General features: G+C 65.8%; 19 protein-coding genes and 1 other RNA gene. 12 read left to right on the forward strand and 8 right to left on the reverse strand.

Translation table 11 applies throughout. The features are described 5' to 3' along the window. The first annotated feature begins 5 nt into the window (after nucleotides 1-5). From HB677_RS01620 to HB677_RS01635, 4 genes are read left to right on the forward strand one after another with little or no spacing between them, the layout of a single operon-like run. Complete coding sequence (locus HB677_RS01620) at nucleotides 6-185, forward strand: hypothetical protein (protein ID WP_213813895.1); 180 nt, start codon at nucleotides 6-8, stop codon at nucleotides 183-185. After that, nucleotides 160-552, forward strand: a complete 393-nt coding sequence (locus HB677_RS01625; protein WP_213813896.1) for a TadE/TadG family type IV pilus assembly protein — start codon at nucleotides 160-162, stop codon at nucleotides 550-552. The genes HB677_RS01620 and HB677_RS01625 overlap by 26 nt, the downstream gene beginning before the upstream one ends. Further along, nucleotides 527-979, forward strand: a complete 453-nt coding sequence (locus HB677_RS01630) for a hypothetical protein (RefSeq protein ID WP_213813897.1) — start codon at nucleotides 527-529, stop codon at nucleotides 977-979. Before HB677_RS01625 ends, HB677_RS01630 begins: the two co-directional genes overlap by 26 nt. Beyond that, nucleotides 976-1,416 (forward strand): pilus assembly protein TadG-related protein, encoded by a 441-nt coding sequence (locus HB677_RS01635; protein WP_213813898.1) that lies wholly within the window; start codon nucleotides 976-978, stop codon nucleotides 1,414-1,416. The genes HB677_RS01630 and HB677_RS01635 overlap by 4 nt, the downstream gene beginning before the upstream one ends. Nucleotides 1,417-1,442: 26 nt before the next feature. Here the strand turns inward: HB677_RS01635 and HB677_RS01640 are convergent, their stop codons facing one another. The 4 genes from HB677_RS01640 to HB677_RS01655 all read right to left on the reverse strand — a co-directional run bounded on the left by HB677_RS01640 (nucleotide 1,443) and on the right by HB677_RS01655 (nucleotide 7,715). Further along, nucleotides 1,443-4,112: a phosphoenolpyruvate carboxylase gene (locus HB677_RS01640; protein WP_213813899.1), complete on the reverse strand. Its 2,670-nt coding sequence runs from the start codon at nucleotides 4,110-4,112 to the stop codon at nucleotides 1,443-1,445. 48 nt (nucleotides 4,113-4,160) lie between these two features. Next, complete coding sequence (locus HB677_RS01645; RefSeq protein ID WP_213813900.1) at nucleotides 4,161-5,858, reverse strand: cell wall metabolism sensor histidine kinase WalK; 1,698 nt, start codon at nucleotides 5,856-5,858, stop codon at nucleotides 4,161-4,163. Between the two features lie 157 nt (nucleotides 5,859-6,015). Next, on the reverse strand, nucleotides 6,016-6,612 hold the full coding sequence (locus HB677_RS01650; RefSeq protein ID WP_213813901.1) for a TetR/AcrR family transcriptional regulator: 597 nt from the start codon (nucleotides 6,610-6,612) through the stop codon (nucleotides 6,016-6,018). Further along, entirely contained in the window at nucleotides 6,609-7,715 is a 1,107-nt protein-coding gene (locus HB677_RS01655) for an NAD(P)-dependent alcohol dehydrogenase (protein WP_213813902.1), read from the reverse strand. The genes HB677_RS01650 and HB677_RS01655 overlap by 4 nt, the downstream gene beginning before the upstream one ends. Before the next feature lie 235 nt (nucleotides 7,716-7,950). Here HB677_RS01655 and HB677_RS01660 point away from each other — a divergent pair, with 235 nt between their 5' ends. Beyond that, the gene (locus HB677_RS01660) at nucleotides 7,951-8,508 is read left to right on the forward strand and encodes a TIGR03086 family metal-binding protein (protein ID WP_213813903.1); all 558 of its coding nucleotides are present in this window, start codon (nucleotides 7,951-7,953) and stop codon (nucleotides 8,506-8,508) included. Nucleotides 8,509-8,512: 4 nt separating this feature from the next. Here HB677_RS01660 and HB677_RS01665 read toward each other — a convergent pair whose 3' ends face one another. Beyond that, nucleotides 8,513-9,811, reverse strand: a complete 1,299-nt coding sequence (locus HB677_RS01665; RefSeq protein WP_213813904.1) for an MFS transporter — start codon at nucleotides 9,809-9,811, stop codon at nucleotides 8,513-8,515. 334 nt (nucleotides 9,812-10,145) lie between these two features. Between HB677_RS01665 and prfB the strand changes: the two genes are divergently transcribed. Then, nucleotides 10,146-11,252 carry a peptide chain release factor 2 gene (gene prfB, locus HB677_RS01670; protein ID WP_213813905.1) on the forward strand — a complete coding sequence of 369 codons (1,107 nt, stop codon included), beginning with the start codon at nucleotides 10,146-10,148 and terminating at the stop codon, nucleotides 11,250-11,252. A gap of 3 nt (nucleotides 11,253-11,255) precedes the next feature. On the opposite strand, the gene HB677_RS01675 is transcribed toward prfB, so the two are convergent. Both HB677_RS01675 and HB677_RS01680 read right to left on the reverse strand, forming a co-directional pair. Beyond that, nucleotides 11,256-12,872 carry an ABC transporter permease gene (locus HB677_RS01675; RefSeq protein ID WP_213813906.1) on the reverse strand — a complete coding sequence of 539 codons (1,617 nt, stop codon included), beginning with the start codon at nucleotides 12,870-12,872 and terminating at the stop codon, nucleotides 11,256-11,258. Beyond that, on the reverse strand, nucleotides 12,869-13,810 hold the full coding sequence (locus tag HB677_RS01680; RefSeq protein ID WP_307852438.1) for an ABC transporter ATP-binding protein: 942 nt from the start codon (nucleotides 13,808-13,810) through the stop codon (nucleotides 12,869-12,871). The genes HB677_RS01675 and HB677_RS01680 overlap by 4 nt, the downstream gene beginning before the upstream one ends. A 142-nt stretch (nucleotides 13,811-13,952) precedes the next feature. On the opposite strand from HB677_RS01680, the gene ftsE reads away from it, so the two are divergent. The 3 genes from ftsE (at nucleotide 13,953) to smpB (ending at nucleotide 16,211) form a co-directional block, all read left to right on the forward strand. Then, nucleotides 13,953-14,690, forward strand: a complete 738-nt coding sequence (gene ftsE, locus HB677_RS01685; protein WP_213813908.1) for a cell division ATP-binding protein FtsE — start codon at nucleotides 13,953-13,955, stop codon at nucleotides 14,688-14,690. Then, nucleotides 14,687-15,604 carry a permease-like cell division protein FtsX gene (gene ftsX, locus HB677_RS01690; protein ID WP_213813909.1) on the forward strand — a complete coding sequence of 306 codons (918 nt, stop codon included), beginning with the start codon at nucleotides 14,687-14,689 and terminating at the stop codon, nucleotides 15,602-15,604. Before ftsE ends, ftsX begins: the two co-directional genes overlap by 4 nt. Before the next feature lie 130 nt (nucleotides 15,605-15,734). Continuing rightward, entirely contained in the window at nucleotides 15,735-16,211 is a 477-nt protein-coding gene (smpB, locus tag HB677_RS01695) for an SsrA-binding protein SmpB (RefSeq protein WP_213813910.1), read from the forward strand. A gap of 11 nt (nucleotides 16,212-16,222) precedes the next feature. Here smpB and HB677_RS01700 read toward each other — a convergent pair whose 3' ends face one another. Further along, nucleotides 16,223-16,906: an SIMPL domain-containing protein gene (locus HB677_RS01700; RefSeq protein ID WP_213813911.1), complete on the reverse strand. Its 684-nt coding sequence runs from the start codon at nucleotides 16,904-16,906 to the stop codon at nucleotides 16,223-16,225. Between the two features lie 141 nt (nucleotides 16,907-17,047). Here HB677_RS01700 and ssrA point away from each other — a divergent pair. The 3 genes from ssrA to HB677_RS01715 all read left to right on the forward strand — a co-directional run bounded on the left by ssrA (nucleotide 17,048) and on the right by HB677_RS01715 (nucleotide 19,640). Further along, nucleotides 17,048-17,422, forward strand: a transfer-messenger RNA (tmRNA) gene (gene ssrA, locus HB677_RS01705). 108 nt (nucleotides 17,423-17,530) lie between these two features. Further along, complete coding sequence (locus HB677_RS01710; protein WP_213813912.1) at nucleotides 17,531-18,637, forward strand: DUF998 domain-containing protein; 1,107 nt, start codon at nucleotides 17,531-17,533, stop codon at nucleotides 18,635-18,637. A gap of 22 nt (nucleotides 18,638-18,659) precedes the next feature. Continuing rightward, a complete protein-coding gene (locus HB677_RS01715) occupies nucleotides 18,660-19,640 on the forward strand; it encodes a nucleoside hydrolase (RefSeq protein ID WP_213813913.1) in 981 nt (326 codons plus the stop codon). Nucleotide 19,641 lies beyond the last annotated feature (1 nt).

The raw sequence follows: 19,641 nt of genomic DNA on the forward strand, positions 1-19,641 counted from the left end.
AAGAGATGTCTCGATTCATGGCGGCCGTGCGCGCACGGGCGGAAGACGAGCGAGGGGATGTCCCGGGCTGGGTCCTCATCACCCTGATGACGGCGGGCCTCGTCATCGTCATCTGGGCGATCGCGGGACCGGCCCTGAGCGGAGTGTTCGAGCAGGCCATTGACCGCGTCACGACGTTCAAGTGAGACCGGATCGGCGACCGTCGAGTTCGTGTTGGTGGGCGCCCTTCTCACGGTCCTGACCCTGTCGGTGCTGCAGCTCGCGCTGTCGCTCTATGTGCGCAACACGGTGCTCGACGCGGCAGCCGAGGGTGCGCGTTTCGGATCCTTCGCTGACACCGGCCCTGCGCTGGGCGCGGAACGCACGCGTGATCTCATCCGCATCGCCGTCGGCGACGGCTACGCGCGGGATGTCTCGGCCAGCGTGCAGCACTCGGCAGCAGGACAGCTGGTGGTCGTCACCGTCGACACCCCGTTGCCCCTTCTCGGGCTGCTCGGTCCCGCCCGTGGAATCGAGGTGGTGGGACATGCGGCGCTGGAATCCCGCGATTGAGTCGGAGCGAGGTTCCGCGTCCCTCGAGTTCATCACCGCCGGGGTAATCCTGCTCGTGCCGCTGGTCTACCTCATCCTCGCCCTGTCGTCGGCGCAGTCGGGGGCGATGGCGGCGGAAGGAGCTGCCCGGCAGGCCGCGAGGGTCTTTGTGCGCGGCACATCCATCGCCGACGCGCAGGTGCGTGCCGAACGCGCCGTCGACCTCACGCTCGCCGACTACGGCATCGATCCCGACGCGGCCCGGGTGCGGATCAGTTGCGCACCGGTCGCCTCCGACTGCCTGCACCGCCGCGGCTTCGTGACCGTCTCCGTCACCGCGCGGGTTCCTCTCCCGCTGATCCCGGCGTTCGGGTCCGATCTGCCCGCGGGTGTTTCGCTGAGCTCGAGCGCCACCCAGCAGGTGTCGCGGTTTTGGACGGCGGGATGACCCGGGTGCGGGTGTCGGACGATGACGGGTCCACACTCCTCCTCACCATCTTCTTTTCGGCGCTGACGCTCACAGTCATCCTGATGGGAGTGGCCGCGACATCCCTGTATCTCGAACAAAAGCGGCTGTTCGACCTCGCGGACGGCGCCGCCCTCGTCGGGGCAGAGTCATTCGACATCGCCTCGATTTCACTGACCGGCGACGGCCCGCGCCCCGGATTGCGCTCGTCGCAGATCTCCGCCGCGGTGAACGAGTACGTCGCCGACAACGCGCGCGGCAATTTCGCGGGGTTGGCCGTGGAGCACGCGGGCACGCCGGATGGGCTCAGCGCGCGGGTCACTCTCTCGGCGTACTGGCGTCCTCCGGTGCTCAATCTGCTAGCGCCCGACGGGTTTCGTATCGAGGCGAGCACCGTCGCGCGGGCCGTCTTCCGCTGAGGCGGTAGACGGCCCGTCGCGGTGGATCAGCCCGTGTTTTGCAGGCCGGCGGCGACTCCGCTGACCGAGAGGAGCAACAGTCGCTGCAGATCCGGATCGGCGTCGACGCCCTCGGGAGCCTCGCGCAGGGCGCGGAGTGCCCGCAGCTGCAGCAGGGAGAGCGCATCCACGTAGGGGCTGCGCATCTTGACGGCGCGCTGCAGGACGGGGCGGTTGGCGAGCAGCGAACCACCGCCGGCGATGCGCACGACCCAGTCGCGGGTCAGGCCCATCTCGTCGAGTACGAGGCCAGCCAGGTCGTCCCGGTCACCCAGGGCGAGGTAGAGGCGGGCGATGCGATCGTCGGACTTCGCGAGGCTCATCGCGACGTTGTCGATCATGGTGCGGAAGAGTGGCCAGTCGCGGTACGCCTCCACGAGCCGGTCTTCGTCGCCCACAGCCTCGAGGGCGCTGCCGAGTCCGAACCAGCCGGTGAGGTTGATGCGCGCCTGCGTCCAGGAGAACACCCAGGGGATCGCGCGCAGGTCTTCGAGAGACGACACGGACAGGCCGCGACGGGCGGGCCGAGAGCCGAGCGCGAGCAGGCCGACCTCCTCCATCGGGGTGACGGTGGCAAACCAGGGAGCGAAACCCTCTGCCTTGACGAGTTCGAAGAAGCGGGCGCGGGATGACTCGTCCATGATCGCTGCCACATCGGAGAACCGGGTGGCGGCTTCCTCGTTGCGGTGTTCGATTGACGGTGCCGACGCCAGCAGCACAGCTGCAGCTACCTGGTCGATGTGGCGCATCGCGATCTCGGAATCGCCGTAGCGGGCGAAGATCACCTCACCCTGTTCCGTGAGCTTGAAGCGGCCGTCCACCGAGTGCGGGGGCTGGGCGAGAATGGCCGAATTCGCCGGTCCGCCGCCGCGGCCGAGGGCGCCGCCCCGACCGTGGAAGAGCGTGAGCTCGATGTCGTTGTCGCGGGCCCAGCTGGCGATCTGCCGCTGTGCCTCGTAGAGCGCGAGGGTCGCGCCGACGGGTCCGACGTCCTTGGAGGAGTCGGAGTAGCCGAGCATGACCTCCATGCGGCGACCGGTTGCGGCCAGGCGCGCGGCAAACTCCGGGTTCTCCACGATCTCTTCGAGGATGCCGGGCGCTGCCTGCAGGTCGGCGAAGGTCTCGAAGAGGGGGATCACATCCAGAACGGGCGGGGTGCCCTGCGGTCCGACGGCCGCACGCGCGAGCCGGTGGACGGCGGCGAGGTCGTCCGCTGATTGGGTGAACGAGACCACGTACCGCCCGGCCGCACGGGGACCGTAGCGCTTCTGAATATGGGCGATCGCGCGCACTACCTCGAGTACTTCTTCGGCGAGTTCGCTGAGCGGTTGGCCCGACTCGATCTCTTCGAGAACCTTCTTGTGCACGGCCGAGTGCTGGCGCACCTCGAGTTCGGCAAGGTGGAATCCGAACGTCTCGACCTGCCAGATGAAGTGCTGCAGCTGTCCGTACGCGTGACGGGTGGCGCCGGCAGCCACGAGTGACTCCTGCACGACTCCAAGATCGGCAAGAAGGTGTTCGGGGTCCCGGTACGCGAGGTCCGCGTCGCGGGTGCGCGTGGCCGCGATGCGGCGGGCGATGAGGAGAAGGATGCGCCTGTGTGGCTCGTTCGGCGACCGCTTGGCGATCTCCTTTGCCGCGTCTTCATCGGCGGAGCGCAGACGCTGCCATAGCTCGACAAGCTCGTCGGTGGGCGGAGTGGTCGTCGCGTCGAGGGTGAGAGCCCGCCCGACCCGGCTGGCGGTGCGCTCGAGACCGAGGAGAACGTGCTCGCTGGCGATCCCGGCGGCCTTCTTCGTCACGGAGGCGGTGACGAACGGGTTCCCGTCGCGATCGCCGCCGACCCAGGTGCCCAGGCGAACGAACGGTCGCACGAGGGGAGGTTCATTGCTCGGGTGGTCGCCCCGGAGAACGTCGTCGAAGCGCTGGTAGGCCTCGGGAATCGAGGTGTAGAGGGTCTCGTCGAATACGGCCATGATCGACCGCACCTCGTCGACCGGTGTCGGCTTGTCGGTGCGCAGGGGCGCAGTTCGCCACAGCGTCTCGACCTCCTCGAGCATGCTGCGCTCGATGCGCGCGCTGTTTGCCTCGCTGCTCGAGACGTCACGGTCACCCAGCAGCTCCGAGAGGCGCCGGATGGTTGTCGACACTGCACGTCGGCGTGCCTCCGTGGGATGCGCGGTGAAGACGGGGTGGAACCGCATGCCCTGCAGGCGGGCGACGGCAGCATCAGAGCCGATCTCTTCGCTCAACCGGGCGAATGCACTTCCGAGGGAGTTGGACGGATCGTCGGATACCGTGCGACCCTCGCGCTCGCGCAGAATGCGTACCCGCTGGTGCTCCTCCACGAGGTTCACGAGATGGAAGTACACGGTGAACGCCCGGGCAACTTCGTCGGCGCGCTGAATGCTGAACTCATCCGCGATGCCCACGGCACGGGCGAAAGCTTCGGGAGTTTCGTCCGTGTACGCCTGAATTGTCGCGATGCGGAGGCGCTCGACGTCGTCATACAGCCCCGCGGAGCCGCTCTCGCGAAGTACTCGTCCGAGGAGATCGCCGAGCATGCGAACGTCGGCGCGCATCGTTGCGGGAATGCGATGTTCCGCCTCGTACCGTCCGACTAGATCGATGGCCTCGGTCTGGGTAAGTTCGTCCATCCTTGTACGGTACCGCCCCGACGTTTCGGGTTTGTTCACGCCCGCACGTTAGTCCGCGGAAGGCAGCGTGATGATCATGGTCGTGCCCTCGCCGAGTACCGACTCCGCACGGATGCGACCGCCGTGCAGCTCCACGATTCCGCGGGCGATCGACAGCCCGAGTCCCGATCCGCCGACGGCCGATTGCGTGGCGTTGGTCGCCCGGAAGAAGCGCTCAAAGAGGCGGGGGAGGTCATCGGCTGGTACCCCCATTCCGGTGTCGGTCACCGTGACGACGACGGGTCGCAGATGCTTGCGAACCGTCACGGAGACGGTGACCGACCCGCGGTTAGGCGTGAACTTCACCGCATTCTCCGCGACTGTTGTGAGCGCGTGCCCGAGCCGGGAATCATCCCCGAGCACAAGGGGCGCGTTCTCGTCGAGGTGCAGTTGCAAGAGCACTCCGCGGCCCTCTGCGATCGGCGCCAGCTGACTCACCACGCGGCTGGCAATATCGCCCACGTTGACCGGTTCCATCTCCACGCCCAGATCGTGGGAGTCGAGGCGGGTGAGGATCAGCATTTCGTCGACGATTGAGTGGAGGCGACGGGCACTGTGCTCGACCGCGCCGAGCATCTCGTCTGCTTCGCGGGGGATGTCGCCTCCACCGCCGTCCCGCACGATCTCCAGGTAGCCGAGGATCGACGTGAGCGGCGTGCGCATTTCGTGGTTGAGGGTCGTGATCATCTCGCTCTTTGACTCGTCGAGCTCCCGCAGTTCGCTCAGCACTCGCGTCTGTCCGTTCACCACGCGGGACAGAAGTGTCTGGCGGGTCAGGACGGGAATGGCGGTGAGTCCGACGGTGACGGTGGCGAGCACCACGGCGACTATGTGCACCGGACGTTGAGACGCGTACACCAGCACGCCGATGGCGGCGACAACGGAGAAGACGGGCGCGATGAGTCCGAGCGCCGTCGTCGAGTTCGACGTAGTCAGCTTCGGCGCCGAATCGATGAACCCGAGCGCCCACCACGCCAGCAACGCCAGTCCGATGGGCCATCCTCCGTCAATCCAATTTCCGGCACGGTAGTCGCCTCCCTCGGACAACAGGGCGTACGCGAGGTCGGTGGCCACAAACACCGCGATGCCCGCGACGAACCACCAAATCCTGCGAGTTGCGGTGACCGCGGGGTTGCTTGCAAATCCGGCGGTGATGGCGACGAGCACCACATCGAGGAGGGGATAGATGAGGGTGAGTGGTCGTTCCAGGGTGTCGGACCGTCGAGTCGCCTCATCCAGCAGGGGTTGTACGAGCACGAGCAGCACGCTGGCGGTGCCCAGGCTCGCGATGACCGCCTCCAGTGCCACCGGAACCATCGCGCGACGGGTCAGGATCGACCCGAGGGCGATGAACGCCGCGACCATGAAAGCGTAGAACGCGAGGTACCCAATATCGGACGGCGCCGGCGAGGGCACGTCTGCGTTGCTGCCCTTGAGGAGGTTGTAGATCAACGCTCCGCTCGCCCACGACGTGACGGCCAGGGCGGCGAGAATCACGGGCATTCGCCGTGTTGTGGCCAGCGCCGCGGCGACCCAGAATGCAACCGCGGGCATCCAGATGGTCAGCATGCGGAACACCGCGTTCACAGCCGATGGCGCCTGCGGATCTACGCCGAACACGTAAATTATGGCGAAGTAGGCGACGTCGGATGCGACGACGAGCCCGAAGGCGAGCAGCCCGATTAACGCCGAGCGTGGTCGCCGCATGTCTACTCCTGGAGAGTCGGTTGTCGCGCGTCGATCACTGTGTTCGACGTCTCCGGGAAGACACACTCCAAGCGGAACTTTAGCGGTTCCACGATCCCTAGGGCGCACCGCGTTTCGCTTCGCGAGCGAGGGCCATGAGGCAGAGGCATCCGTCCATTCAGGAGTCGACGGGCCCACCGCGCGGCCACCACGGGGCCATCTGGTCGCGGACCGTATTGGCCCAGCGCACGGCGTCGGTCTCGTCCGAGAACGCCCACGCCTCCATCGAGGCGGTGAGCCCGCCGGCGGCGAAGGCAGAGGCGATCGGGATGTCGACGTCGAGGGCGACGCCGTGTTGATGCCAGATGCTGAACGCAATCTCGAACCTGTGCACAAAAGCGGATGTGAGTAGCCGGCGCATGGGGACAGATGCGGTCGAGTCGAGTCCCACCTGAAAAAGGTGACGGTCGGCGGAGACCACTTCGAAAGACGCGATGAGCGTCTCCTGGAACAGGGCAGCCACTGCCGCCACGCTCATGCCCGTGGTGTCAACGACGTCGAGAGGCTCGTCCACCTCGGTGATCAGCATTTCGGTGAGTAACTCGGCGACGCTCGAGTAGTGCGTGTAGAAGGTGGTGCGCTGCACGCCGGCGATGCGGCACAGCTCGCTGACGCTGATGTCGTCGAGGGCGCGATCGCGCAGGGACTCCCGCAGCGCCGTGCGTAGTGATGCGACGGTGCGGGCGGTGCGGGGGTCCCGTGCGCGCTCGGTCACGGCATGGTCAGAACGGCCTTGACGGCCGCGCCACTCTTCGTGTCGGCGATGGCGTTTTCGATCTGCTCGAACGGGTAGGTGGTGATCAGCTGGTCGAAGGGGAAGGTGCCAGCCTGGAACATGGAGATGAGCTGCGGGATGAAGACCTGGGGGACTGCGTCGCCCTCAATTGCGCCAACGAGTGTCTTGCCCGCACCGGTGACGAGTGCCAGGGGAAGCATGGCGTCCGGCTTGCCCACGCCCACGAGTGCGATCGAGGCGCCGAAGCGGGTCGCGTTGATGAGGTTCTGGATCACGGCGGGAACCGCGGTGGTGTCGATCGCGTAGGCGGCGCCGAGGCCCTCGGTGATCTTCATGATGGTTGCGACGACGTCGTCGGTCTTGCCATTGATGATGTGGGTCGCTCCGAGCTTCGTCGCAAAAGCGAGTCTTTCTTCGAGAACGTCCACAGCGATGATCGTAGTTGCCCCTGCGGCCTTGGCCGCCATGATCGCGGAAAGTCCCATCGCGCCGGTGCCGCTGACGATGATGCTGCTGCCCGCGGGTACAGCGAGAGAGTTGAGGACGGTGCCGGCGCCGGTCTGGATGCCACAGCCGAGGGGGCCGACGAGTTCGAGCGGCACATCCGGGGCGATCTTGACGGCGTTGCGGGCCGCGACGATCGCGTGCGATGCGAAGGAGGACTGGCCGAAGAAGGAGCCGTGCATCTCTCCGCCATCGGCCGCGGTCATGGTGCCGCTGCCGTCCTCACGCACACCCGCGATGTTGAGCATCATGAACTTGAGGCAGTACGCCTCGCGTCCGGTCAGGCAGTTGGCACAGCGGCCGCACGAGGCGAAGGACACGGCGACGTGGTCACCGACGGCCAGGTCGCCCACGCCGGAGCCGATCTGCTCGACGATGCCGGCGCCCTCGTGTCCGAGGACAAAGGGGAAGGTGCCGGGGATGTCGCCGTGCACGACGGCGAGGTCCGTGTGGCAGAGTCCGGTTGCGACGATCTTCACGAGAATTTCGGAGGGCTGCAGATCGTCGAGAATGACGTCTTCGAAGGAGAACGGAGAGTCGGTGCCGCGGAGAACGGCGGCGTGCGCGGTGGTGGTCATGGTGGTGCCTTTCGTGGAGGGAGGGGCCGCCGACGAGATCGTCGAGGGCGCCAGGAGAAAGGCGTCGCGGCGGTGGGACCGGACCCACTTACGCCTTTTCGACAGGTGTCGAAAAGTACTCGAGGGACTCACGCCTGAGGTGCCCGGTGTATTCCCGAACGGGTTTCGCTCGTAGCGAGGCATCCCGAACCGCTTTTCGCGCTTTTTGGCCACCCTGATTCCCTATCGTGGAGTCATGGCTTTCGACTGGATTGATCTGCAGCACCGCGCCCACCGAGAATTCGCCGATCGGCTGGCAGCGGTCACCGATTGGAGCGCTCCGACGCCGGACACCGACTGGGACATCGATACCCTCGTGCGGCACGTGACCGAGGAGCAGCAGTGGGTTCCGTATCTTCTGCAGGGAATGACCGTCGAGGAGGCACAGGAGAAGCTCGAGCCGCTCGGTGATGACCTGGTCGGGGAGTGGCGTCGCCACTCGAAGGCCGCCACCGACGCATGGGCGAGCGTGCCTTTCGATGCGACGGTGCAGCTGTCGTACGACACCGTGACGGTCGAGGACTACCTCAAGGAGCAGGTCTCCGACGTCACGATCCACAGCTGGGATCTCGCTCGCGCCGCCGGTGCCGACGAGAAGCTCGACGACGAACTGGTCGAGGCGGCGTGGTCGATCTTTGAACCGCAGCTGGAGACCCTCGCGGCGAGCGGCCTGTTCGCCGACCCGATTCAGGTGGATGAGTCGGCGCCGCTGCAGCTGCGCCTGCTGGCGATCACGGGGCGCGACGCCCGCTAGTGCACTAGCTGCGCGGAGGCCTCGGCGCGCGCGGAACGTACCGGGGCACGTAGCGCAGGAGGATGCCGGCGCCGAGGAGTGCAAGCACTCCCATCACTCCCGTGGCAAGCGCGAGCGAAGAGACAGCTGTGACACCGGCGACCAGCAGAGGTGCCCCCGCGCCGCCAAGGTCGCCGGTGAACCGCCACGCCCCGAGGAAGGGCGCGGGGTCTTTTTTGTCGGCAAGGTCCGCGCCGAGGGTCATCAGTATCCCGCTGCCGATTCCGTTGGCCAGCGACAGGAACATCGCCACGGAGATGAACCACACGACATTGCCCGGCAGGTCGTGGCTGAACGCCAGCACGAGGTGGCCGATGCCGAGCCCCACCATGGAGGGCAGTGCGCTCGCGAGGCGTCCCCACCGGTCCATGATCTGGCCGCTGGCGTAGAAGAGGGCGAAGTCCACCGCGCCGGCGATGCCGATGATGATCGCCGTCTGCGAATCACCGATGCCGATGCTGACCGCCCACAGGGGCAGGATGACCGAGCGGCTCGCGCGGATCGCACCGATGAGGGCGGCGCCCGTGCCGAGCTTGGAGAGGACTCCCCGGTTCAGCCACATGGTGTGGAAGAGGCCGTGGGACTCTTCGGCGACGAACTCGCGCCCCTCGGACAGCGCCAGCTCGCTGGTGGGGCGGATCCCTGCGGGACGGCTGTCGGCGCGCGCGGTGCGGCCGCTGCCGAACTTCGAGGACGGATCTTTCAGCAGCAGAAGGACGGCACCGGCCCCGAGGCATCCGACAATATGAACCCAGAACACCGCAGACGTCGAGCCGGTGAGGTGGATGACCCCCGCCGCGATAAATGGACCGACAAAGTAGCCCAGCCGGAACGTGCCGCCCAGGGTCGACAGCGCGCGGGCCCGATAGTGCTGCGGAACGAAACTCGTCATGAACGCGTGACGGGCGAGCGCGAAGGTCGCGGTCGCGATTCCGATGAGGAAGATACCGACGCCGAGCATCAGTGGATTCGGTGCGTACGTGGACAGCACCAGGCCGATGACGGCGACAAAGGACGCGCAGATCATGGCGGTGCGCTCGCCGATGCGGCTGACGAGCCATCCGCTCGGGATATCGCCGATGAGCTCGCCGACCATGATCATGGCGGCGATGAGTCCGGCGACCGCGAGGGAGGCGCCCAGCCGGTCGGCGACCAGCGGGATGATCGGGATGATCGCGCCTTCACCGATGGAGAACAGAAGCGTCGGCAGGAAGGCCGGGAGTGCGATGGACCGCCATTGGAAGGGTGTCTCGTCGCTACTCATCACTTCGATGCTACCCGCGGTGTGCGGCCCCGGCGTGCGCCGTCACAAACCGGTTTAGCCGCGCAGCAGCACCACGATGGCGACGAGTCCGACGATCACACAGATCGACAGCACGATGAGTGTCGTCAGGCCGATGCGGGCGGACGGTGGGGGAACGGGAGACATGCCAATCCCTTCCGTGGGAGCTCTGGCGCGCGAACAAGTACCTGCTTCTGTGATCACTCTCGGTCGCCGTGTCCGGTTCGTTCGTGTTCTGCCAGAACTCGTTAGACGAGCTTCGCGGGTGGTGACCGCCCGGGCCCGGCGCGACCGGGTCCGGTAGACTGTGATGGACATGATCGACCTTGATATTTCTGAGCAAATAGCTGCCCTGCGGTCGACCTTTGGCGACATTCGAGCCGTTGTCGGCGTCGACAAGCTCAAGGCCGAAATCGCCGACCTCTCCGAGCAGGCCGGGGTGCCCGATCTCTGGGACGACACCGAGAAGGCGCAGAAGGTCACCAGCGACCTGAGCCACCGCCAGGCGGAGCTCGCAAAAATCGTCAGCATCGAGTCACGCCTCGATGACCTGGAAGTGCTCGTCGAGTTGGCGAATGAGGCAGGCGACGAAGATTCCGCGGCCGAGGCGCGCACCGAACTGACCAGCATTCAGAAGGTCCTTGGCGATCTGGAGGTGCAGACGCTCCTCAACGGCGAGTTCGACTCGCACGCCGCCGTCATCACCATTCGCGCCGGAGCCGGGGGAGTGGATGCCTCGGACTTCGCCGAAATGCTGATGCGCATGTACCTCCGCTGGTCGGAGCAGCACAAGTTTTCCGCCACGGTACTGGACACGAGCTACGCGGAGGAGGCCGGCATCAAGTCGGCCACCATCGAGGTGGACGCCCCCTACGCCTTCGGCACGCTGAGCGTCGAGGCCGGCACCCATCGCCTGGTGCGCATGAGCCCCTTCAACTCCGCGGGCAAGCGCCAGACCAGCTTCGCGGCCGTCGAGGTCGTTCCGCTCATCGAGCAGACCGACGTCATCGAGGTGCCGGAGAGCGACATCCGTGTCGACGTGTTCCGTTCGTCGGGGCCCGGCGGGCAGTCGGTCAACACGACGGACTCCGCGGTGCGGATCACCCACCTTCCGACCGGCATCGTGGTCAGCTGCCAGAACGAGAAGAGCCAGATTCAGAACCGTGCGGCCGCCATGCGCGTGCTGCAGTCCCGCCTCCTTCTGGTGCAGCGCGAGCAGGAAGCTGCGCAGAAGAAGGAGTTCGCCGGTGTCATCACCGCGAGCTGGGGCGACCAGATGCGCAGCTACGTGTTGGCTCCCTACCAAATGGTGAAGGACCTGCGCACCGACTACGAGGTTAACAACCCGACCAACGTGTTCGATGGTGACCTCGACGGTTTCATCAACGCCGGCATCAAGTGGCGCAAGCGCGACAAGGACTAGTCCTCAGACCCTGAGATCGCGGCGTCGCATGAAGGCGACCGCAGCTCCGGCGGCTGCCGCCGCTATCACCACCATCCAGAGACCGCCGTTCCACGCGACGGAATTGCCGGACAGCGCCGCGATGTGACTGAACGGCGACACATCGCGGACCCACCGCGGCGCCCCGATGATGCCTCCAAAGATCCCCAGGACGGCGCCGACGGCGAGGACCGCCCAACCGAGCGCAACAGTCGCGGTCGGCAGTGCGGCAAACACAAGCGCCAGCACACCGAGGTAGGTCAGGGCTGCCGGGAGCTGAGCGGCGGCGGCCACCGTCGCATCCCCGATGTGTGCTGTGTCGTCCCCGCTGGCGAGAACGCCCGCGGTCGCGACAATCCATGCGGCAGAGATCACAATCACGATCGCGAGAGCGCCGACGGCCACGTAGTCGAGCAGCCAGCGCACCCGGGTCACGGGCGTCGCCAACACCATTTCCGCCAACCCCGACGTCTCTTCCTGCCGCAGGCGGATCACTGACTGAACGGCGCAGGCGGCGGCGAGTACTCCAACGATGGAGAACATTGCCGAGATCAATGCCTGATCGACGGATCCATCGCTGCTGACCAGGCCTCTCAGGGTGTCGGCAACGGTGGGATTGGCGGCGGTCGCCTGTTCGATGAGGCCCGAGAGGGTTCCGGCGAACAGCCCGAACGCCGCCGCACCTACGGCCCATCCGACGATGGACGGCCACTGCAATCGCCAGGCAAGGGCAAATCCCGTCGACAGCGACCGTCGTGCCTGCGGTCTGGACGCGCGTGCCTTCAGGAGGCTCGATCCGACATCACGCCTCGCGCCGAGCAGGAGCGCGCCCGCCCCTGCCGCGGTCGCCAGCAGCAGGCTGGGGACGAGGGGAAGGAGAGTGTCGCCAGAGAACGCCGCCACGTGCTGCCCCCACCCGATGGGAGAGAGCCAGCTCAGCCATGAACTCGTCATGTGTAGCCCGTCGACCGTGGGGGTGCCGAGCGCGTCCCCGACGCCCCGAAGGACGAACGCGAGTCCGACCAATGCAGCCGAAACGCCGTTCGCCCCGCGGGAGGTGCGCACGAATTGCGCGACGAACAGTCCGATCGCCAGAAAGACGATGCCGGTCGCTGCCGCCGCCAGCCCGGTGACGATGGATCCCCGAAGGGCGAGGCCGCCCAGCGCGAATCCTCCCGCCACCGCGACCCCGAGGGCGACGTTGGCGGCTACGCCGTGCACGAGGGTTGCCACCGCGGCAGAGTCGCGTGCGGCACGGGTGGATGCGATCAACTCGGCACGCCCGGTCTCCTCCTCTGCCCGGGAGTGCCGCACGGCGAGCAGCGTGCTCATGAGCGCGGCGAGGAGCGCGAGGTAGGTGAAAATCTGAAAGAAGACGAAGGCATCGAGTCCTGCTCCCTGCGGCAGGCCACGGAGGAGAAGGATCGATGGGTGCGCGACGGCCAGGCGCAGGATGCCGGCGCGGGCCGCATCATCGCCGTACTCGCTTCGCACCGCCGTCGCGGCGAAGAGGGCGAGCAGCCCAGTGCCGAGGATCCAGTAGGTGAGCGTCCAGCGGTCACGCCGTGCCCGCTGCCACAGTAGGGGAGCGAGGGTATTCATGACCGGGTCGCGAGTTGGGGAGGGGCCGCGACGGTGCGCTCGCCGTAGTTGCGGAGGAATAGCTCTTCGAGGGATGCGGGTGCCACCGTCAACGCCTGCACCCGCAGGGCCGCGAGCGATTCGAGCGTCGGGGCCAGGTCCGTGCTGTCCGTGGTCAGTCGCACCCGTCCATCGCGCACCTCGAGATCGTGGGCGCCGGCGATCTGGGCCAGCCGCGAGGCATCCATTCCATCCGAGGAGAACGCGATTTCGGTGCGTGTGAGGTGACGCAGCTCGGAGAGGGTTCCGGTCTCCGCCGTCGTGCCCGCGCGGATGATGGTTACCCGGTCACAGAGCTGCTCGACCTCCGACAGGATGTGGCTCGACAGCAGGACCGTCGCGCCCTCGTCGCGCACCCGATAAATCTCCGCGGCGAACACTGCCTCCATGAGCGGGTCGAGACCGCTGGTCGGCTCGTCGAGGACGTACAGGTCCGCGGGAGTGGCGAATGCCGTCACCAGCGCGACCTTCTGGCGGTTGCCCTTGGAGTAGGCCCGTCCCTTGCGCGCGGGGTCGAGCTGAAACACGTCGAGCAGGCGGGCGCGGCGGCGGCGATACTCCGCGACGTCGTGGGGCGCACCGCGACGCAACCGGCTCAGCAGATCAATTGCCTCGCCGCCAGAGAGGTTTGGCCACAGGCTCACATCCCCGGGAACGTAGGCGATGCGCCGGTGCAGGGACACGGCGTCATCCCACGGATCGGCGCCGAAGACGCGGACAGTCCCGCCGCTGGCGCGGGCGAGCCCCAGCAGGATTCGGATGGTGGTCGACTTGCCCGCACCATTGGTGCCGAGAAAGCCGTGCACCTCTCCCGCCGACACGCTGAGATCCAACCCGTCAAGCGCGTGTACCTGACCAAATCGCTTCCGGAGGCCCGTAGCCTCAACAACCAGTCCCACGATGCCGACGCTACGCCGTTTGCGGCCATGCGAAAGGGGCAATTTTGCGACTGCTCGCCGGGGGTCGGGACTAACTGAGTACTCCATAAGAGGGGGTGTCGCTGCGCCCATCCCGCCAATGCCTGCCTAGGCTTCGAGGGTCATGATTCGCTTTGATTCAGTCTCCAAGTCCTATTCGGGGAACACGCGCCCCGCGCTCAATTCCGTGAGCCTTGAGATCCTCAAGGGGGAGTTCGTCTTCCTCGTGGGCGCCTCCGGCTCCGGTAAGTCGAGCTTCCTCCGATTGGTGCTGAAGGAGGAAAAGCCGACAAAGGGACAGATCCACGTACTCGGCCAGCAGCTCAACACCCTGCCGAACCGCAAAGTGCCGTTCTTCCGTCGCAACCTCGGCGTCGTCTTCCAGGACTTCCGCCTCCTGCCTCAGAAGACCGTGTTCGACAACGTCGCCTTCACCCTTCAGGTCATCGGTAAGAGCAAGGGCTTCATCCAGGAAGCCGTCCCCGACACCCTGAAGATGGTGGGTCTCGCCGGCAAGTCCGGGCGCTTCCCCCACGAGCTTTCCGGTGGTGAGCAGCAGCGGGTGGCGATCGCCCGCGCGATCGTCAACAAGCCCGCGATCCTGTTGGCCGATGAGCCGACGGGTAACCTCGACCCCGCGACATCCGCTGGAATCATGACGCTCCTCGAGCGCATCAACCTCGGTGGCACGACGGTGATCATGGCCACGCACGACGCCGGCATCGTCGACCAGATGCAGCGCCGCGTGATCGAGTTGATCAGCGGTCAGATTGTGCGCGACGAGCGCCAGGGTGGATACCAGACGCAGTCGATCCCGATTCAGGGCTTCGGACTCGCGGGAGCTCCCGAGGTGACGTCGTGAGGTTTGGACTCGTTCTCAGCGAGGCCGGGCAGGGTCTCCGTCGCAACATTTCGATGGTCATTTCGGTCATCCTCGTCACGTTCATCTCGCTGACTTTCGTCGGCGCGGCCATCCTGCTGCAGATGCAGATCGGCCAGATGAAGGGCTACTGGTACGACCGTGCGCAGGTCGCCGTGTACCTGTGTACCTCCACCGACACCGGCGGAAACTGTGCGCAGGCGGAGACGACCGATGACCAGAAGACCGCCATTCAGGCCCAGCTGGACTCCCCGAGCCTCAAGCCGTACATCAAGAAGGTCGACTTCGAGTCGCACGCCGAGGCGTTCGCCAACTTCCAGAAGGGCTTCGCGGGAAGCCCCATCGCGACCTTCACCACGGCCGACCAGCTCAACGAGAGCTACCGCGTCAACCTCAAGGATCCCGACAAAGCCGCGATCATCGTGGACAGCCTCAAGGGGATGGCCGGTGTGCAGGACGTCGAGGACCAGCGCGCGTACCTGAACCCGATCTTCGCGGTGCTCAACGCGGCCAGTTTCACCGCCGTCGGGTTGGCTGCCCTCATGCTCGTCGCCGCCGTACTGCTGATCGCCACCACCATCAGGCTCAGCGCGTTCAGCCGACGGCGAGAGTTGGGGATCATGCGTCTGGTGGGCGCCTCGAACCGGTTCATCCAAACGCCGTTCATTCTGGAGGGCGTGTTTGCCGCCCTCATCGGATCGGTGCTGGCGAGTGCCGCCATCGTCGCGATCGTGAAGCTCTTCGTCGAGGGGTACCTCGGGTCGACCCTCGGCGCGAGCACCACCCTCGTCGGACTGAACCAGGCGTTCATCGTTGTGCCGATTCTGCTGGTGCTGGGTGCCGCGCTCGCGGCCGTCTCCGCCGGCGCCGCGATCAGCAGGTACCTCAAGGTATAGCCGTACCCCGCGAATGCGTGGGGGAGTGGTGGATGACCCGGGCGGTGACAGTCGCCCGGGTCATCCATTCTCCGGCTAGACTGATGGGCTGCCCGGCACTGAGCCGGGCTCATGAGATTTGGAGTTCATCGTGCCCAGGGAACAAGGTCGAAAGGTCGTGGCGACCAACCGCAAGGCCCGCCACGACTACCTGGTCGAGGACACCTATGAGGCCGGAATGGTGCTCACGGGCACCGAGGTGAAGTCCCTGCGCGCCGGTCGCGCCTCGCTCGTCGATGGCTATGCGTTCGTGGAGTACGGCGAGGCATGGCTCGACGCCGTGCACATCCCCGAGTACAACCAGGGCACCTGGAACAACCACCCGCCGCGTCGCAAGCGCAAGCTGCTGTTGCACAAGCAGCAGATCCTGAAGATCCACGCGAAGATCAAGGAGGGCGGCTACACGCTCGTCCCCATGCAGATCTACTTTCTCGACGGCAATGCCAAGGTCGAGATCGCGGTCGCGAAGGGTAAGAAGGAATACGACAAGCGCCAGACGCTTCGGGAGCGCCAGGATAAGCGTGAGTCGGATCGCGCCATCTCCGCTCGCCGCAACATGGGGGACTAGGAAGCCACCGCCTACGACGCGATGAACCTCGCGTCGACGATTGCGCTGACTTCGATGTCCTCGGGCTTCAGCGACAACGTGGGTGCGCTGCCCGAGTCCATGGATTTGCTCGCTCGCGTGAGGTAGACGGCCCCGTCGGTTGCGCCGCTGTGTACCTGGTCGCCCAGCATGCCGGGATCCGCGATCGCCACGGCACGCACCGTGCCCAGCCCAATGCTCTGCGCGTAGACCGAGGCCTTGGCGACGGCATCCTTGACCGCACGCGACCGCACCTCCGCCGTCACGGTGGTCGTCCGTCCGTCGGTGAGCGCCCAGGACAGGGCGTCGATGCTCACGCCGTCGATGTCCGCGAGCAGTTCGAGCGATGACGCCAGCGCTTGGAAGTCGCGAAACTTCGCCGAGACGGTTACCCGTGAGTGATACACGAGGGGCAGCTGGGCACCGTCGGCGCTCCATGGCTTCTCCGACCAGACCTGAACGCTGTCGCTTGACCACCAGGTCACCGGGCTGGCGTCCTTGTCCTCGAGCACGCGCGACTTGATATGGTCCCGGATAGCGGATGCCGCGGCGGTCGTCTTCTCCCACGCGTCCTGCCGCGCGTCCGCCTCGTGATGCACCACGACAGACACGGTCGCGCGCTCCGGTGGGTAAAACGCGGAGAACCTGCCCTGGACGGTTATGACGGTGTCGTTCACGGGATCCTCCTGGGCATGCAATCAGACGCGAGTGTGTTCTAGAATAGAGGGCTGCACTTCACGTGCAGTTTTGACAAGTCAACAGCGTGCGATAACGACCCACCTCGAAGGCTCCCGTGATACGGAGCCCGGGTGCGGCATGGGGATGATCGGTTTCGACATTGCCTGCAAAACTGCGAGAAGCGGGTCGAGGATGCAGGGTTATCTCGTAAACGCCTCCTGCAAAATATAAGTGCCGATTCAAAGCGCACTGACTTCGCCCTCGCTGCCTAAGCGAGCGCACTAAAGAAGTCCGTCGGTCCGGGAATGCTCTCTACCCGGGTTCCGGCGCTATCTAGAGAGATTGCTCCGTAGTTACGCCTTAGGGCTACGGGGGACTTGCACTATGGCTGGGCTCGTTGACCTAGGTGCTCGTAGCAAAGATCAGAGCCGAGTAGAACGCTTTTACGAGCTACACCCGTAGAAGGCGCAGAATTACAGCAGTGGACCGGGGTTCAATTCCCCGCATCTCCACCATCAGGTCGTTATCGCACGCTATTGACTCGTCCTTCCCCTCCGAAGCGTGGGTGCTGCCAAGATGGCAGTACCGCAACCGGACACCACGCGAGGGGAAGATAGTCGTCCATGTCAGACACGGGTCACCGTCGCATTGCTCTGTCCGCCATTCATCTGGAGTCGCGGACCCTGCAGGTCGCCTTCATCGCCGCGGCCATCGGTGCCGTCATCAGCGCCATCGTGTTCTGGGACGGCGACGTTGCGTTGTCCGGTGCGTGGTCGGTGGGAACCGTCGCCGCGATCGTCGGCGGAGCACTCGGTACGACGTCCTTTGTGGTCGCATACCTGTCTACGCTGCCTCCGATGTCGGTTCCCGGCGATGATCGCCTGCGGCTCGCGCGCCGTGTGCTCGATACCTGCGCGCTCGCCCTCAATCACCTCGCGATCTGGGCCATCCTGAGTCTCGGAACATTCGCCATTCTCCAACGTGCCTTCGAGGGCCTCGAGGTCGACCTGCTGACAGCCACGATCCTCGTGTCTGTCGTCGTGGGTATCGGTGCCTACTTTATGCAGGCATCGGCGGCGACCATCAGCGCCTTCCGGGTATCAACGCTGCTGTCGATCTTCATCGTCGCGGGCATGCTGGCGAGCATGATTACGGCACCCGACCCCGGATGGTGGAAACTCAATTTCAGTGCCCTCGGCACGATGGCGGGCTTCTCGGGTTTTGCCTTCAACTTCACTCTGATCGCGACCGGGCTGCTGGTTGTCACTCTCGCTGATTACGTCACGGCGGACCTGCGACGCTGGGCGTCCCGTCGACCCGACTACCAGCCGAAGCGCGTGTCAGCGGTGGGGTGGGGGCTCGTCGCCCTCGGTGTCTTCCTCGGAGCGGTCGGAATCTTCCCGGTGGACCGGTTCCTTGCGCTTCACAACACCGTTGCCACCGGCATGGTTGTTGTCTTTGTCGGCCTGGTGGTCGCGCTCCGGTTTGTGCTGCCGGGATTTCCACCCACGTTTTACTGGCTGGGCTACGGCTTCCTCGTCGCGATCGTCGTTGTGACGCTGCTGTTTTATCCCATCGGGTACTACAACCTCACAGCCCTCGAGCTGGTGGCCGCATCCGTCATCCTGGGGTGGATCGTAATCCTCATCCGCACTGTCGCGGCGCTGCGTCGCGATCTCGACTCCGCAGACAATCCGAGCCAGGCCCCGGTGACTGCCGGACTGCGGTGACTCGGTGCCGGACAATGAGCGCATGACCGATTCATCCAGCACCGATGTCCGCCATGTCATCGTCGACACCGACACCGGGATCGACGATGCGCTTGCGCTCCTGTACCTGCTGGGGCGGGATGATGTGGAGATCTCCGCCATCACGAGTGTGTACGGAAACACGCCGGTCGAGGCATCCGTCACCAATATTGCCCGCGTGCTTCAGGTTGCTGGCGCCGACGGCATCCTCGTCGCGAAGGGCGCTGCGGGACCCATGTCGGGGGAACCCAGCATTGCCGGTCATGTCCATGGCGCGGACGGTCTCGGGGACCTGTGGTCGGATCCGATCGCACCCCAGAACCTGTCGCCGCTCAGTTCCGCCGAGCTCATTGTGGCGATGGCGCGCGAGCGTCCCGGGTATTACGACCTGCTGCCCATCGGCCCGCTGACCAACATCGGTCTCGCGCTGCAGGTGGAGCCGGAGTTGCTCACCCTGTTCCGGTCGGTCGTCATCATGGGCGGCTCCGGGCCGTTCCCTCCGCTCGGCACCACCCTGATGATCGACGCGAACATCCAGAACGATGCGATGGCCGCAGCCCTCGTGATTGCCGCACCGCGCACGCGTGTGGTGATGGTGGGCGTCAACGTGACGGCCGGGGTCATCCTCGACGAACAGGCCGTGCAGGCGCTGTATCGCGCCGGAACGGAATGGGGCACCTTCTCGGCGCGGATCCTCGACGCCTACATGGACTTCTACCAGTTCGCGTGGGGGCGCCGCGTGTCGCCCGCCCACGATGGACTTGCCGCTGCCCTGCTCGTGCAGCCGGAATGGATCACCCGATCGGTCGACGGTCCCGTCAACATCACGTCCGATGGGTTTGCCACCCGGGCGCATCTGGTGCGCACGGACGAGGGACTGCCGGTCGGCTGGCCAACCGAAGAAACTCCCGACACCGTCGTGGTGCTCGAGGTGAACTCCAGGGCCTTCGTCGCCGACTTCGTGCGGGTGTTGTCGGGACGCTGAG

Source organism: Glaciihabitans sp. dw_435 (genome assembly GCF_018449675.1).
Classification (GTDB): domain Bacteria; phylum Actinomycetota; class Actinomycetes; order Actinomycetales; family Microbacteriaceae; genus Glaciihabitans.

What these genes read in the sequence shown, in the direction of transcription:
- HB677_RS01620 (WP_213813895.1), top strand. Translation starts at nt 6, where the DNA reads ATGTCTCGATTCATGGCGGCCGTGCGCGCACGGGCGGAAGACGAGCGA.
- HB677_RS01630 (WP_213813897.1), top strand. Translation starts at nt 527, where the DNA reads ATGCGGCGCTGGAATCCCGCGATTGAGTCGGAGCGAGGTTCCGCGTCC.
- HB677_RS01635 (WP_213813898.1), top strand. Translation starts at nt 976, where the DNA reads ATGACCCGGGTGCGGGTGTCGGACGATGACGGGTCCACACTCCTCCTC.
- HB677_RS01640 (WP_213813899.1), bottom strand. Translation starts at nt 4,112, where the DNA reads ATGGACGAACTTACCCAGACCGAGGCCATCGATCTAGTCGGACGGTAC.
- HB677_RS01645 (WP_213813900.1), bottom strand. Translation starts at nt 5,858, where the DNA reads ATGCGGCGACCACGCTCGGCGTTAATCGGGCTGCTCGCCTTCGGGCTC.
- HB677_RS01655 (WP_213813902.1), bottom strand. Translation starts at nt 7,715, where the DNA reads ATGACCACCACCGCGCACGCCGCCGTTCTCCGCGGCACCGACTCTCCG.
- HB677_RS01660 (WP_213813903.1), top strand. Translation starts at nt 7,951, where the DNA reads ATGGCTTTCGACTGGATTGATCTGCAGCACCGCGCCCACCGAGAATTC.
- HB677_RS01665 (WP_213813904.1), bottom strand. Translation starts at nt 9,811, where the DNA reads ATGAGTAGCGACGAGACACCCTTCCAATGGCGGTCCATCGCACTCCCG.
- prfB (WP_213813905.1), top strand. Translation starts at nt 10,146, where the DNA reads ATGATCGACCTTGATATTTCTGAGCAAATAGCTGCCCTGCGGTCGACC.
- HB677_RS01675 (WP_213813906.1), bottom strand. Translation starts at nt 12,872, where the DNA reads ATGAATACCCTCGCTCCCCTACTGTGGCAGCGGGCACGGCGTGACCGC.
- ftsE (WP_213813908.1), top strand. Translation starts at nt 13,953, where the DNA reads ATGATTCGCTTTGATTCAGTCTCCAAGTCCTATTCGGGGAACACGCGC.
- HB677_RS01710 (WP_213813912.1), top strand. Translation starts at nt 17,531, where the DNA reads ATGTCAGACACGGGTCACCGTCGCATTGCTCTGTCCGCCATTCATCTG.
- HB677_RS01715 (WP_213813913.1), top strand. Translation starts at nt 18,660, where the DNA reads ATGACCGATTCATCCAGCACCGATGTCCGCCATGTCATCGTCGACACC.